Below are 14,671 nucleotides of genomic sequence, written 5' to 3'. Positions count from 1 at the left end.
GTTCGCTCACCGCCTCACTCGCCGCCTCGCCCGGCCGCGGTCGGCGGGTCGTCGCGGCCGAGTCGCCCCGTCGCGGCCGCCCAGTCTCTGGCGAAGCTCGCCAGGAGCGCCGCCAGCGCGACCGCCGCGAACGCGGTCAGGAGGGCCCTCCCGCCCCCGCGGCCGACGTTCGGGAGGAGCGCGAGCGCGACCACGGCGAACTGCGCGGTGCCCACGAACGGCCGAACCCGGCTGGGCGGCAGCTCGTACACCGGTGCCCCGCGTCGCCGGCGCCGCCACAGCGACCCGGCGTAGGCGTACCAGACGCCGCCGGCGAGGAGGTACCACGCGGGGAGCGCGCCGAGCGCGACGGCGACCGCGGCGCCGACGAGCACGGCCAACGCGTCGGTGGCCCCGTCGAGGCGCGCGCCGAGGGCCGTCTCGCGGGTGCGGCGGGCGACAGCGCCGTCGACCGCGTCGAGGCCCACCGCGCCGACGAAGAGGGCGGCGGGGAGCCACGGACTCGGCGCCGGCGCGACCGCCGCGCCCGCGAGGACGACGGCGAGCCAGCCGCGGAACAGCGTGATCGCGTTCGCCGGGCCGAGCCGCGGGTCCGGTGCCTCACCGTCGGGCGTGCGGTTCGCCGCGAGGTTGCCGCGCGCGTACGCGGCGAGGTACGCGCCGGGAACGACCGCGGCGAGGACCCAAGCCGTGCCGAGCGGGCGCCACAGCGCGGCCAGCCCGAGCGCGCCGAGCGCCACGGCCCCGGCGAACCGTCGGCGGAGCCTGGCGGGCGGGACGGCGGGGGGATCGGGGACCGTCATCTCAGTCCGGTTTCCCGTCCGCGGGCGGTCCGGCGTCGGGGTCGCCTCCGCCTTCTCCCTCGGCCGCGGCGCTCCGCGGGGTCTCGCCGATCTCCTCCATCACGCGGGCGTGGAACTCGCGGAGGACCGCGGACTCGTCGTCGGCGATGACGGTGTCGGAGTCGACCAGCGTCGCGAGCCCGAACGCGAGCGGGCTGGGCGAGTCGACGACGCGGTGTTCGACCGCGAGGTCGCCGGCGGCGATCCGGTCGACCGCCTCGCGGATGCCGTCGACGTCGAGCCGGTCCTCCAGCAGCTCCCGGTACGTCTCCTCTAAGACGGCGAACTCCTCTAAGTCGGCCGCGAACGACAGCAGCATCTCGGCGGAGACCTGCTGTTCCGCGGCCGACTTCTCGTACCCCTTGTACCGCTTCAGGATCAGGAGCGCGCGCCCTGCGTTGATCCGGAAGTAGCGCTGGAGCAGGTCCGTCCCCTGAACCGCCTCGCGCAGGTCCTCGCGGACCGTCTCCGGGTCGAGGTCGGCCAGTATCCCCGCCACGTCGACCTTCCGGTTCAGCGGGAGCGCGAGCGAGAAGCCGCGGTCGGCGACCGCCACCGCGACGTTGGCGTCGGTGCGGTTCGCGACCGCGGCCGCGACGAGCCGCGAGAGCCCGTCGTTGAACCGGCGGCCGTAGATCGAGTGGACGTAGAAGCGCCGCTTGTACTCGCTCCGGTCGAGCTCCTCCTCGACGACGAGGCGGTCGGGCGTCGAGACAGAGTCCGCGCCCGCGTACCGTACCTGCTCGTCGTACATGCGGGCGAGCGCGCGGACCGCGTTCCCGTCGAGGGGGAACTGTCGGAGCCACGCCCGGACCGCCGCCGGGCCGGCGTTCGCGCCGTCCCCCGTCAGGCGGTCGAGGAGTTCGGCCTGGAAGTCGAGGACCTCGCGGGCGAGGTCCGCCGAGAGGGGCAGTCGCTCGGCGAACCACGACGGCACGGTCGGGCGCTCGCTCGTGTGGTCGACGTACACCTTCGAGCCGCGGCGGTAGCGGAACGCGAACCGCTCGCCGCCCAAGGCGAACACGTCGCCCGACTCCAGCGTGTCGAGGTACGACTCGTCGAGGGTGCCGACCCACTCGTCGTCGCGCGTGAACACGTCGCAGGTGAACGAGTCGGGGATCGTTCCCACGTTCGTCATGTAGATGACCCGCGCGAGCCGCCCGCGCTTCCCGACGAGCGTCTCGCCGACCGGGTACGCGGGGTGGTGGTGCTCGCCGTCGGGCGGGTCGTTGGCGTCGCGCCACACCTTCGGGTAGACGTTCTTCTCCTCCAGTCCGTCGTAGTCGCCCGTGAGGTACCGGAACAGCCGCTCGTACGCGGCGTCGTCGAAGCCGCGGTACGGGTGCGCCCGGCGCAGTACCTCGCGGACCTCGCGGTCGGGGCGGATCCGGTTTATGGCCATCCCGTAGACGTGCTGTGCCGCCACGTCGTACGCGCCCTCGGGCGGGAACACGCGGTCGACGAACCCGTCCTCGGCGCGCGCGAGCAGCGCGGCGCACTCGATCAGCTCGTCGCGGTCCAGGGCGAACACCCGGCCCTCGACGGTCTCGCCCGGGCTGTGGCCCGCGCGGCCGACGCGCTGGAGCAGCGCGGCGACGGACTTCGGCGAGCCCACCTGGACGACGAGATCGAGGTGCGGCATGTCGATTCCCAACTCCAGGCTCGTCGAGGTCGTGACCACGTCCAGCTCGCCCGACTTCAGCCCCTCCTCGACGCGGGTGCGCTGCGCCTCGCCGAGGCTCCCGTGGTGGCAGCCGGAGTCCGACTCGTCGTAGTCGAACCGCCCCCGGAGCTCCTGGAGGGTGCGCTCTGCGCCCGAGCGGGAGTTCGTGAACACCAGCGTGTTCTCGTGGGACTCGATCAGGTCGTGAAGCGACTCGTAGAAGCGGTCGGTCACCGCCGACCGCGGCGTGTGGATCAGGTCGGCGGCCGGCGTCCGGAGTTCGAGGTCGAACTCGCGGGCGAACCGGGCGTCGACCACCTCGCAGGGCCGCGTCTCGAACCCGTCGGCGTCGCCGACCTCGCCGGCGACGCGCTCGCGCCCGACGAGGAACGAGGCGATCCCGTCGAGCGGTTCGACGGTCGCCGAGCAGCCGATCCGCGCGATCCCGGCGTCGCCTCCCCGGTCTCCGTTCCGCGTCAACTCGGTCAGCCGCTCTAGCGACACCGCGAGGTGCGTGCCGCGCTTGTTCGCGGCCAGCGAGTGGATCTCGTCGACGATCACGTACTCGACGGTGCGGAGCTTCTCCTTGAACTTCGGCGAGTTGAGCAGGATCGCCAGCGTCTCCGGCGTGGTGTTGAGGACGTGGGGCGTCTCGGAGAGCATCGCCTGCCGGTCCGCCTTCGAGGTGTCGCCGTGGCGGATCGCCTGCCTGACGCCCGGATCGTACGCCTCGGCGTCCCCCGCCCCGTCGTCCCTCTCGGCCGCGGCGACCGCCTCCCCGATCCCCTCCAAGGGAGTCTCCAGGTTGCGCTCGATGTCGTTCGCGAGCGACTTCAGCGGCGAGACGTACAGGCAGTAGACGGCGTTGTCGAGGTCGTCGGCGCGGTCGCGCGCGAAGAGGTCGTCGAGCACCGCGAGGAACGAGGCCAGCGTCTTCCCGCTGCCCGTCGGCGCCGCGACGAGGCAGTTCTCCCCGTCGTCGACGCGAGGGATCGCCTCGCGCTGCGGCGGCGTGAAGAACCCGCCGTTCTCGCCGACGTACGCGCCGAACCGCTCGACCCACCAGCGCCGGACCGGCGGCGAGAGCCGCGCGAGCACGTCGGCGTCGGCGATCGGGACCGCGTCCGGGTCGAAGTCGGGGTCCGCGATCGCACCGCGCTCGACCGCGTCGCGGAGGAGGGCGCGCGCGGCCGCCTCGTCGCCGCGGTCCGTGGTCTCGCTCACGGCGATCACGAGGGCTCGGGGAGGGAAATCGGTTGCGTCGGGGCCGCGGAAATTCGCGGAACCGACCCCACATACGTCGGCCCCGCGGAAATTCGCGGAACCGACCCGTTTATCCGACCGCCTTCCGTGGCGCCACACGCATGAGCGGCACCTCGCCGGAGCCCGACCGACGGATCGACCGGAACCTGTTCGTCACCGTCTCCGGCCCGCCGGGCTGCGGGGCCACGACCCTCGTCGAGGGCATCGCCGAGTCGCTCGACTGCGGCTACGTCTCCGGGGGCGAACTGTTCCGCGAGGTCGCCGCCGAACGGGAGATGAGCCTCTCCCAGCTCATCGCCGAGACCGGCGAGTCCGAGGAGATCGACCGCGCGCTCGACCGCCGGCTCCGCCGGATCGCCGAGAAGTGGGGGACCGCGAACAAGGCGTTCGTGCTGGAGTCGCGGCTCGCGGGCTGGATCGCCGGCAACCGCGCCGACATCCGGATCTGGCTCGACGCGCCCGACGAGGTCCGCGCGGACCGCACGGCCGACCGCGAGGAGATGACCTCTGAGATGCAGGTGCGCGAGGTCATCGAGGAGCAGCGCTACAAGTCCTACTACGACATCGACCTGAACGACCGGTCCATCTACGACCTGGTCATCAACACGGGGCGATGGGACGCCGAGGCCACGCTAGACCTGGCGCTCACCGGGATCGAACGCTACGACGTCGACGCCGACGAGGGCGCGTTCGACACGCCCGACTTCGAGATCTGATCGGCCGTCCGCGGCGGCGTCGTCCCGCCTACAGGCCTTCGACGCGGCGGAGCGCGCGCCGGATCTCGCCGGGCGTCGCGTACGGCCCGCCGCTCACCCGGTGGTCCGGGAGGAACACGGGGACGGGGTTGTCGTTCAGCGCGCCCCTCACGGTCGCCACGTCGTCGGCGTCGTCGGGGTCGAACCCGGCGAGCCGGGCGAGGCGGCTCACCGAAACCTCCTCACCGTACGGGACGTTGCGGAGCGCCTCCAGCGCCTCGCGCTGGTCGGTCGGGACCGTGAGACCGAGCGCCACCTCGGTGAACTCGTCGCGCTCGCCGCCGAGGTACGCGCCGATCCGGTCGAGGAGGTCGTGGTCGCCGTCGGCGTCTCCCGGCGGTTCGGCGGGGAACGACACCGAGATGACGCGACCGCCGGCGAACCCGACCTGAACGGTCCGGCCGATCTGGTCGAACTCCCGGGCGAAGACGCCCGAGGTGCCCGCCATGCTCATACTCTTCACTGGTCGGGTCGATTACTTAAAACATCCCCCCGTCTGACCGAGTCGTCCCCTCGCCCGGAGGCTAATCGGGTCGGCCGGGCCCCCGCAAGCCTTATGAACAGATACGTACATTAGTGTATAGTAATGGACGATCCAGACGAGCTGGCGCCGGCGGTCAGGTCGATCCTGTCCGCCGCACGGGAGCGCGCGGACGCGGCGGCGAGGGCGGGCGACACCGCCTCGGTCTCGCCCCGCGACCTCGCGGCCGCGTTCGAGCGGGCCGAGGCCGACGGGCGCGTCCCGGTGATCGCCGAGGTGAAGCCGACGAGCCCGACGATCGAGGGCAGCCGCGAGGACGACCCCGTCGCGCTCGCCGAGGGGATGGTCGCCGGCGGGGCGGCCGCGCTGAGCGTGCTCACCGAGCCGGAGCACTTCGGCGGGAGCGTCGACACGCTCCGGCGGGTCCGCGAGGCCGTCGACGTGCCGGTGCTGCGCAAGGACTTCGTCGTCGAGGAGGCGCAGCTTGACGCCGTCGAGAGCGACGTGGTCCTCCTGATCGCCCGGTTCGTCGGCGACGACCTCCCCGACCTGCTCGCCGCCGCCCGCGACCGCGGCTTCCAGGTGCTCGTCGAGGTCCACGACCGCGACGAGCTGGAGCGCGCGCTCGACGCGGGCGCGACGACGGTCGGCGTGAACAACCGCGACCTCGCCGAGCTGGTCGTCGACCTCGGAACCTTCGAGTCCGTGGCGCCCCACGTCCCGGACGAGGTGACGCTGATCGCCGAGAGCGGGATCGAGGGCCCGACCGACGCGCGCCGGATGCGGGCGGCGGGCGCCGACGCCCTGCTCGTCGGCAGCGCGATCATGGACGGCGACGTGGAAGCGAACACGCGCGAACTGACGCGGGCGGAGGCGGACGAGGACGCGGACCCGACACCCCGCGACGCGACCGACACCACGGAGACACCCACATGAGCGAAACCGAATCATCGACGAGCGAGGTTGGAGAGCTTTCGCGACGCCCCGGCCGCGAGCGCGGCCGCGACGACGGGAAGTTCGGCCGCTACGGCGGTCAGTACGTCCCGGAGGCGTTGATGCCGGCGATAGAGGAACTGGCCGACGCCTACGAGCGCTACGTGCTGAACAACGAGGACGGGTTCATGGACGAGTTCCGCGAGCGCCTCGCGGACTTCGGCGGGCGCCCGACCCCGCTCCAGCGGGCCGGCCGGCTCTCGGAGCGCTACGACACCGAGGTGTACCTCAAGCGCGAGGACCTGCTCCACGGCGGCGCCCACAAGCTGAACAACGCGCTCGGGCAGGTGCTGCTCGCGAAGTACATGGGCAAAGAGCGCATCATCGCGGAGACCGGCGCCGGCCAGCACGGCACCGCGACCGCGATGGCGGCGGCGCACCTCGACATGCCCTGTACGATCTACATGGGCGAGCGCGACATCAACCGCCAGCGTCCCAACGTGTTCCGGATGAAGCTCAACGGCTCGGAGGTCAAGCCCGTCACCACCGGGCGCGGCACGCTGAAGGAGGCCATCTCCGAGACGATGCGCGACTGGGCGGCGACCGTCGAGGACACCCACTACGTGATCGGCTCCATCGTCGGCCCGCATCCATTCCCGGTGATGGTCCGCGACTTCCAAGCGGTCATCTCCGAGGAGGCCCGCCGGCAGACGATCGAGAAGACCGGCGGGCTCCCCACCAACGTGGTCGCCTGCGCGGGCGGCGGCTCGAACACGATGGGGACGTTCGCCGACTTCGTCGACGACGAGTCGGTCGCGCTCCACGCCGTGGAGGCCGGCGGCTCCACGCTCGAAGTCGACGAGGAGGCGGGCGTCGCGCCCAACTCCGCGTCGCTGTACGCCGGCGAGGAGGGCGTCCTCCACGGTGCGCGGACGAAACTGCTTCAGGACTCCGACGGGCAGATCATGGAGAGCCACTCCGTCTCCTCCGGGCTCGACTACGCCGGCGTCGGGCCGGAGCTCGCGTACCTCGTCGACCAGGGCCGCGTCGACCCGGTCGCCGTCGACGACGACGCCGCCTTGGAGGGGTTCCACCGGCTCTCGAACACGGAGGGGATCATTCCCGCGTTAGAGACCGCCCACGCGTTCGGCTACTTGGAGGAGCACCACGAGGAACTGGGCGAGCGCGTCGTCGTCAACGTCTCCGGCCGCGGCGACAAGGACCTCGACGCCGCCATCGAGGAGACCGACCAGCGCGACGTGCCCAACGCGCCGGACATGTCGATGTTCACGGGGGGAATCTGAATGGCGGAGACGGGCAACTCCGACGAGATCGCCGCGGCGTTCGCGGACGGTCCCGCCTACGTCCCGTACCTCGTCGTCGGCGACCCCGACTACGAGTCGTCGAAGGCGTACGTCGAGGCGCTCGACCGGGGCGGCGCCGACGTGATCGAGCTCGGCCTCCCCTTCTCCGAGCCGATCGCCGAGGGGTCGACGATCCAGGAGGCGCTCGTCCGCGCGCTCGACGCGGGGATGACGCCCGAGCGCTTCTTCGCGTTCGCGGAGGATCTCGACGTCGACGCCGCCCCGGTGTGTATGACGTACTACAACCTCATCTACCAGTACGGCGACGAGACCGGCCCCCGGCCGTTCGTCGAGCGGGCGGCGGCCGCGGGGATCGAGGGGCTCGTCGTCCCGGACCTCCCGGCCGAGGAGGCGGACCCGCTGCGCGAGGCGTGCGACGAGTTCGGGCTCGACCTCGTCTTCATCGTCGCGCCGACGACGCGCGGCGACCGGCTGGACCGCATGATGGAGAACGTCTCCGGCTACGTCTACGTCCAGGCGCGGCTGGGGACGACCGGCGCCCGCGACGACGTCTCCGACCAGACGACCGAGAGCCTCGACCGGCTCCGCGAGTACGACGTGCCGAAGGCGGTCGGGTTCGGCATCTCGACGGGCGAGCACGCGGAGCGCATCGTCGCGGGCGGCGCCGACGGGATCATCGTCGGCTCGGCGCTCGTCGACGTGGTCGCCGAGGGCGTCGCCGAGGACCTGTCGACCGACGAGGTCGCCGACCGGCTGGAGGCGCTCTCCCGCGAGCTGACCGAGGGCGCCGAGCGCGGGTACCGCTCGCGGACGACGGCGGCCGAGTCCGCCTGACCAGAACCGGACCAATACCTCCCCGAACGAAACCGACTTACCTCCGATTGCCACACTCTCACACAACATTCGCCTCACAATGACAGCAGGACTCTCGGCACGACTCGACCGCATCTCCACGAACGACCGATACCTCATCGTCCCGATGGACCACGGGATCACGATGGGCGCCGTCCAGGGGCTCGTCGACATCGAGTCGACGATCGACGGCGTCACGAGCGGCGGCGCGGACGCCGTCCTCACGCAGCGGGGCATCGCGCCCCGCGTCCACGAAAACAAGAACGACGCCGGCTACATCGTCCACCTCAACGGGTCGACGACGATCGGGCCGGACGAGAGCGACAAGCGCGTCACCGGCACCGCGGAGGACGCGGTCCGCGCGGGCGCCGACGCCGTCTCTTTTCACATCAACGTCGGCTCCGACCACGAGCCGGACCAGATCGAGGAGCTCGCGGAGCTGACCGCCGACGCCGAGCGGCTCGGGCTCCCCGTCCTCGCGATGGCGTACGCGCGCGGTCCCGGCGTCGACGAGAGCGATCCGGAGGCGCTCGGCCACGCCGTCCGGCTCGCCGAGGAACTGGGCGCCGACGTGGTGAAGACCGGCTACTCCGGCGACGGCGACTCCTTCGAGCGCGTCACGGAGTCGACCCGCCTCCCGGTGGTCATCGCCGGCGGCTCGAAGGGGACCGACCGCGAGACCGTCGAGATGGTCCGCGGCGCGATGGACGGCGAGGCGGCGGGCGTCTCGATGGGGCGGTCGATATTCCAGCACGACGACCCCGAGGGGATCGCCCGCGCGGTCTCCGCGGTGGTCCACGACGACGCGGGCGTCGAGGAGGCGCTGCGGGCGGGCGGGTTCGTCGAGGCCTGAGGTCCGCCCCCGCGGTCGCGGGGCCGCGGACGGGCGCACGCGACTGCTCATTTCGCAGTTTTCAAGCCGGCGCGCCGTGAGGTGTCGGTAATGACACGCACGGTCTGGGTCAAAGCCGACGGCGCGGTCGGCGACTGGGAGGCGCGCAAGCGACGGGTCACGGCCGCCATCGAGGCCGGGGCGGACTGGGTCCTCGTCGACGAGGGCGACGTCGGGCGCGTCCGGGAGCTGGGCGACGTGAACGTCGCGGCGTTCCGGTCGGACGCCGACGTGATCGACGACGCCGAGAGCGACGCGGAAGCGGACGCGTACTTCGTCGGGAAGGGCGGCGAGGGCGACGGGACGATCGACATGCCCGACGACCTCTCCGGGTCGGCCGACCTGACCACGCTGCGCCGCCGCGACGATCGCGCGCAGGGGGCGTACGTCCGCGTCCTCGGCACGGAGTACGAGGCGTTCGCCGAGGCCGCGGCCGACGACGCCGACTACACCGTGGTCGTCGGCGAGGACTGGTCGATCATCCCCTTGGAGAACCTCATCGCCCGCGTCGGCGAGGAGACCCACCTCGTCGCGGGCGCGACGACCGCCGCGGAGGCCCGGACCGCCTTCGAGACCCTGGAGATCGGCGCCGACGGCGTCCTCCTCGATTCCGACTCCCCCGACGAGATCCGCGGCGCGGTCGAGGCCCGCGACGCGGCCGACCGCGAGACGCTCGACCTCCGACACGCCGAGGTGACAGAGATCGAACAGACCGGGATGGCGGACCGCGTCTGTATCGACACCGGGTCGCTGATGGACGACAGCGAGGGGATGTTGGTCGGCTCGATGTCGCGGGGGCTGTTCTTCGTCCACGCGGAGACCGCGGAGTCGCCGTACGTCGAGTCGCGCCCGTTCCGCGTGAACGCGGGCGCGGTCCACGCGTACGTCCGCGACCCCGAGGGCGGCACCAACTACCTCGCGGAACTGTCGAGCGGCGACGAGGTCCAGGTTGTCGACACCGACGGGCACACCCGCGAGGCGGTGGTCGGTCGGGTGAAGATCGAGAAGCGCCCGATGTTCCGGATCCAGGCGGAGATCGAGACCGACGACGGTACCGATCGTATCGAGACGCTCATCCAGAACGCCGAGACCGTGAAGATAGCCACGAGCGAGGGCCGGAAGGCGGTCACCGAGGTCGAGCCCGGCGACGAGGCGCTCGTCTTCTACGAGGACGTGGCGCGCCACTTCGGCGAGGCCGTCGAGGAGAGCATCATCGAGAAGTAGCCGTCGAGTCCCGGGGCCGGAATCGCATCGACCACAAATCATTTTCCGTCGGCATGTGATCTTACCTCATGGCAGTTGCTAACGAGGGGAACCGTCGCGTCGCCGAACAGGGGTGCATCGATCGGGTTCAACACCTCGCGGACGCCGCGAACCCGGCGTTCGCGGCCGGGAGCCTCCTCGTGCCGCTGGCCTTCTTCGCCGCGAGCCTCGCGCTGGGAAGCACCGAACTACTCTTCTACACGCACGTCGCGGCCGGCGCGGTGTGGTTCGGGTTCGCGCTGATCTTCCCCGCGGTCATCGGCCCGACGCTCGGCGGCCTCGACGAGGCGGCCGCGGCCGCGGTGAACAGGACGCTGATCCCGAAGGCGGTGTTCTTCCTCGTCGGCTTCTCGCTGACGACGGTGCTGTCGGGGACGGTCCTGTTGACGCCCGACATCGGGCTCGGGTACGGCTTCGGCGGGACGTGGTCGGGGCTCGCGCTCGGCCTGGGCTGGGGGCTGTTCGCGTTCGGGCTGGCGGTCCCCCACCGGCTCCACCTCAGCGCGTACTACGAGACGGTCTCGCCCGACCCGGACGCCGACCGACTGGAATCGATCGAGAAGAAGAACCTCGTCGTCGGGCTGTTCGAGGGCGCGATGATGCTCGCGCTGATCGTCCTGATGACCGGCTTCCGACTCGGATAGCGGGAGCGTCGCGCGGCAGACGCGCCCGCAGTCGGGCGCGCTGAGACGCTGCCGAACCGTTATCTCGTCGTGAGGCGTCGCTCCGAGCATGGCCTCGACACCCAGTTCGTCCCTCCGCGCTCGGTTCGGCGTCGCGCTCCTGGCCGGCCTCCCCGGCGTCGCCGCGCTCGTGTGGTACGTCTACCGCACGACCCCGCCGGCCGCCGTCCCGCCGGGGCTGTCCCGCCCGCTCCTCGCCGTCCTCACCGGAGTCAACCCGCTCCTGCTGCTCGTCGTCGCGTGTCTGGTCGGTGCCTACGCGGCCCCGCGGGCCCGCCTGCGCTCGCACCTCCTCGACCGCGCGGGCGGCGACGCCGAGGCGCTCGGACGGGTCCGCGGCGAGGCCGGACTCGCCGCCGCGGTCGGCGTCGCCGGGAGCCTGGTCGTGATCGCGCTCGACGTCGCGCTGGCGCCGCTCGTCGCGCGCGACCTGCCGGGGTCGGCGATCGGCGCGGGGCGGCCGACGGTCGTCAACGTGCTCGCGTACGCGCCGGTCCGGTTCCTCTACGGCGGGGTCACGGAGGAGCTGCTGCTCCGGTTCGGGCTCATGTCCGCGCTCGCGCTCGGCGGCTGGGTCCTCGCCGGCCGCCACGGCGACGCGCCCGGACCGGGGGTCGCGTGGGCCGCGATCGGGGTCTCGGCGGTGCTGTTCGGCGTCGGCCACCTCCCGGCGCTGGCGCAGGCGGTGGGGCTGACGCCGGCGCTGATCGCGCGGACAGTCTTGTTGAACGCGGTCGCCGGGGTCGCGTTCGGGTGGCTCTACTGGCGGCGCAGCCTCGAGGCGGCGATGGTCGCGCACGCGGCGTTCCACGTGCCGCTCGCGGCGCTGTCGCTGGTCCAGGTGCTCTCGTAAAAACGGGGACGGACGACCTGTCTTCCGGTTCAGATCCCGTACAGCTCGCCGTACTTCTCGTCGACGTAGTCGAGGAAGGCGTCCGCCGAGAAGTCCTCGCCGGTCGCGCGCTTCACGAGCTCGTTCGTCTCGTAGCGAGAGCCGTGTCGGTGGACGTTCTCGCCGAGCCAGTCGTGGAGGTCGCCGAACTCGCCGTCGGCGATCTTGGCGTCGAGGTCGTCGATGTCCGCCTCGGCGGCCTCGAACAGCTGGGCGGCCATCACGGATCCGAGCGAGTAGGTGGGGAAGTAGCCGAAGTTGCCGTGGCTCCAGTGGATGTCTTGGAGGCAGCCCTCGCTGTCGGTGTCGGGGCGGATGCCGAGGTACTCCTCGTACTTGTCGTTCCAGACCTCGGGCACGTCCTCGACGTCGAGGTCGCCGCGGATCAGGTCGCGCTCGATCTCGAACCGGATCACGATGTGGAGGTGGTAGGTGAGCTCGTCGGCCTCGACGCGGATGAGGTTGTCCTCGTACACCTGGTTGAACGCCTCGTACGCGTCCCGAACGCTGGCCTCCTCGGTCTGCGGGAAGTGCTCCTGGAAGACGGGGAGGAACTCCTGCCAGAACGCCTCGCTGCGCCCGACGTGGTTCTCCCAGAGGCGCGACTGCGACTCGTGGACCGAGAGGTCGCGCGACTCGCCAAGCGGCGTGCCGAAGTGCTCCTGGGGGAGTCCGAGGTTGTACTGCGCGTGGCCGAACTCGTGGATGGTCGAGCCGACCGCGCCGAGCGGGTCCTCCTCGTCGAACCGGGTCGTCACGCGGCAGTCGAACTGATTGCCGGCGGTGAACGGGTGCGAGGAGACGTCGAGGCGGCCGCGGTCGAAGTCGTAGCCGACGAGTTCGAGCGCGTCGCGGGAGAGCGCCTCCTGCTCGTCCTCCGAGAAGGTCCCCTCGAAGGTGTCGACCGCGAGCTCCACGTCGGACGCGCGGATGTCCTCGATCATCGGGACGAGCGCCTCGCGGAGCTCCGTGAGGATCGACTCCGCGCGCTCCATCGAGAGGCACGGCTCGAACTCCTCGAAGAGGACCTCGTAGGGGTCGCGGTCGGGGTCGATGTGCTCGGCGTACTCGCGTTTCAGCTCGACGTGCTTCTCCAGGTACGGCGCGAACGTCTCGAAGTCGTCCTCGGCCTTCGCCTCCTCCCAGGCTTGGAGCGCCTCGGAGCCGGTCTCGGATATCTCCTCGACCAGTTCGACCGGGACGGCGTCGGCGCGCTCGTACTCGCGGCGGACCTCGCGGACGACCGCCGCCTGCTCGTCGGTGAGGTCGGCGTCGTTGAGCTCGTCGAGCAGCTCGCCCGTCTCGTCGTCGGTGACCATGTCGTGGTGGACGGAGGAGAGCGCCGAGAGCTGCTTCGAGCGCGCTGGCGTGCCGCCCTCGGGCATCATCACCTGCTGGTCCCAGCCGAGGACGCCGGAGGCGCTGCCGACCGCGTTCCACCGCTCGACGCGGTCGAGGAGGGCGTCGTAGGCGTCCGGTGCGTTCGCTGCGTCGTCTGGTGCGGCTTCCGTTGCCATGCGTCACGGATCGGGCGCGCACGTTAAGAAGGGACCGAACTCGGAACCCCTCGCTCGCCGCGCGGAGCCGCGGGAATTCACTCGTCGCCGCGGCGGGTCGCCGAGCGCGGGATATATGCCCGCCGCCGCGGTAGGGCGGGTAACGGATGTCCGACGACGACTTCATCGACCTGCGGTCCGACACCGTCACGGCGCCCTCGGAAGAGATGCGCGAGGCGGCCGCGACCGCCGAGGTCGGCGACGACGTGTACCGCGACGACCCGACGGTCAACGAGCTCGAACGGCGCGCGGCAGAGGCGGTCGGCACGGAGGCGGCGCTGTACGTCCCTTCCGGGACGATGGCGAACCAGATCGCGGTCCACGCGCACACGGAGCCGGGCCAGGAGCTCCTCCTGGAGCGCGAGTCGCACATCTACCGCTGGGAGCTGGCCGGCGCCGCCAAGCTCTCGGGCGTCCAGACGCGGACGATCGACGCCGGCGAGCGCTGCGTTCCGACCCCGGACGCGGTCCGCGAGGGGCTCGTCGACGAGGACCTCCACCGCCCCGGAACGGGGCTGCTCTCCTTAGAGAACACCCACAACTACCGCGGCGGGGTCGCCGTCCCGGTCGAGCGGATCGCCGACGCGGCCGAGGTCGCCCGCGAGGCCGACGTGCCGGTCCACCTCGACGGCGCGCGCGTGTTCAACGCCGCGGTCGCGCTCGGCGTCGACGCGAGCGAGGTCGTCGCCCCCGTCGACAGCGTCACCTTCTGCCTCTCGAAGGGGCTCGGCGCGCCGGTCGGATCGATCCTCGCCGGCGACGAGGCGTTCGTCGAGGACGCCCGCCGCGTCCGCAAGCTGTTCGGCGGCGGGATGCGCCAGGCGGGCATGATCGCCGCGCCCGCGCTCCGCGCGCTGGAGAACGTCGACCGCCTCGCCGAGGACCACGCCAACGCGGAGCGGCTCGCGGCCGGGCTGGACGCGCTCGACGGCGTCGACGCGCCCGCGCCCGACACCAACATCGTCGTCGCGAACACGGAGGCGCCCGGGATCCCGGCCGAGTCGCTCTACGCGGCCTGTAAGGAGGCCGGCGTCGGCTGCGTCGAGTTCGACGACTACGCGACGCGGTTCACCACGCACCTCGACGTCGACGAGGCGGACGTGGACGAAGCGATCGACCGGATCGCGGCCGTCGTCGACGAGCTACGGGCGTAACGGGCCGCCGGCTCCGCCGACGCGGGTGGACGGCCCGTTCGGAGCCCGCACGGAAACGTTCAATTCGGCGGGCGACCTACGGCGGACCATGGACGCACGAGCAGCCGCCCCGCGAAC

At 71.8% G+C, this 14,671-nt stretch carries 13 protein-coding genes; 9 read left to right on the top strand and 4 right to left on the bottom strand.

All coding sequences use genetic code 11. From position 1 onward, the window contains the following. Window positions 1–14 precede the first annotated feature (14 nt). Together EXE48_RS15460 and EXE48_RS15455 are read right to left on the bottom strand one after the other, a co-directional pair. Window positions 15–803 carry a CDP-alcohol phosphatidyltransferase family protein gene (locus EXE48_RS15460; protein WP_053771248.1) on the bottom strand — a complete coding sequence of 263 codons (789 nt, stop codon included), beginning with the start codon at window positions 801–803 and terminating at the stop codon, window positions 15–17. Window position 804: 1 nt separating this feature from the next. Further along, complete coding sequence (locus EXE48_RS15455) at window positions 805–3,738, bottom strand: ATP-dependent helicase (RefSeq protein WP_137704337.1); 2,934 nt, start codon at window positions 3,736–3,738, stop codon at window positions 805–807. Window positions 3,739–3,869: 131 nt separating this feature from the next. On the opposite strand from EXE48_RS15455, the gene cmk reads away from it, so the two are divergent. After that, window positions 3,870–4,484 carry a (d)CMP kinase gene (gene cmk, locus EXE48_RS15450; RefSeq protein ID WP_053771246.1) on the top strand — a complete coding sequence of 205 codons (615 nt, stop codon included), beginning with the start codon at window positions 3,870–3,872 and terminating at the stop codon, window positions 4,482–4,484. Window positions 4,485–4,512: 28 nt separating this feature from the next. Here cmk and EXE48_RS15445 read toward each other — a convergent pair whose 3' ends face one another. Further along, complete coding sequence (locus EXE48_RS15445) at window positions 4,513–4,977, bottom strand: MGMT family protein (protein WP_053771245.1); 465 nt, start codon at window positions 4,975–4,977, stop codon at window positions 4,513–4,515. A 132-nt stretch (window positions 4,978–5,109) separates the two neighbouring features. On the opposite strand from EXE48_RS15445, the gene trpC reads away from it, so the two are divergent. From trpC to EXE48_RS15410, 7 genes are all read left to right on the top strand, one after another. After that, entirely contained in the window at window positions 5,110–5,940 is an 831-nt protein-coding gene (gene trpC, locus EXE48_RS15440; protein ID WP_137711986.1) for an indole-3-glycerol phosphate synthase, read from the top strand. Next, entirely contained in the window at window positions 5,937–7,241 is a 1,305-nt protein-coding gene (trpB, locus tag EXE48_RS15435; protein WP_137711985.1) for a tryptophan synthase subunit beta, read from the top strand. Before trpC ends, trpB begins: the two co-directional genes overlap by 4 nt. Beyond that, complete coding sequence (gene trpA, locus EXE48_RS15430; RefSeq protein ID WP_053771242.1) at window positions 7,242–8,096, top strand: tryptophan synthase subunit alpha; 855 nt, start codon at window positions 7,242–7,244, stop codon at window positions 8,094–8,096. It begins immediately after the preceding gene. A 79-nt stretch (window positions 8,097–8,175) separates the two neighbouring features. Continuing rightward, on the top strand, window positions 8,176–8,967 hold the full coding sequence (locus EXE48_RS15425) for a 2-amino-3,7-dideoxy-D-threo-hept-6-ulosonate synthase (RefSeq protein ID WP_053771241.1): 792 nt from the start codon (window positions 8,176–8,178) through the stop codon (window positions 8,965–8,967). 90 nt (window positions 8,968–9,057) lie between these two features. Further along, window positions 9,058–10,230 carry a 3-dehydroquinate synthase II gene (locus EXE48_RS15420; RefSeq protein ID WP_053771240.1) on the top strand — a complete coding sequence of 391 codons (1,173 nt, stop codon included), beginning with the start codon at window positions 9,058–9,060 and terminating at the stop codon, window positions 10,228–10,230. Between the two features lie 68 nt (window positions 10,231–10,298). Further along, window positions 10,299–10,913 carry a hypothetical protein gene (locus EXE48_RS15415; RefSeq protein WP_053771239.1) on the top strand — a complete coding sequence of 205 codons (615 nt, stop codon included), beginning with the start codon at window positions 10,299–10,301 and terminating at the stop codon, window positions 10,911–10,913. 88 nt (window positions 10,914–11,001) lie between these two features. Next, entirely contained in the window at window positions 11,002–11,805 is an 804-nt protein-coding gene (locus tag EXE48_RS15410) for a CPBP family intramembrane glutamic endopeptidase (protein ID WP_053771238.1), read from the top strand. A gap of 29 nt (window positions 11,806–11,834) precedes the next feature. On the opposite strand, the gene EXE48_RS15405 is transcribed toward EXE48_RS15410, so the two are convergent. After that, entirely contained in the window at window positions 11,835–13,361 is a 1,527-nt protein-coding gene (locus EXE48_RS15405) for a carboxypeptidase M32 (protein WP_137711984.1), read from the bottom strand. Between the two features lie 146 nt (window positions 13,362–13,507). On the opposite strand from EXE48_RS15405, the gene EXE48_RS15400 reads away from it, so the two are divergent. Then, the gene (locus EXE48_RS15400; protein ID WP_137711983.1) at window positions 13,508–14,554 is read left to right on the top strand and encodes a threonine aldolase family protein; all 1,047 of its coding nucleotides are present in this window, start codon (window positions 13,508–13,510) and stop codon (window positions 14,552–14,554) included. Window positions 14,555–14,671: the final 117 nt, after the last annotated feature.

It is taken from the genome of Halorubrum sp. ASP1 (assembly GCF_005435135.1).
Classification (GTDB): Archaea; Halobacteriota; Halobacteria; order Halobacteriales; family Haloferacaceae; genus Halorubrum; species Halorubrum tropicale.
The sequence above is the reverse complement of the archived record's forward strand: the minus strand, read 5'-3'. Positions and strand labels throughout refer to the sequence as shown.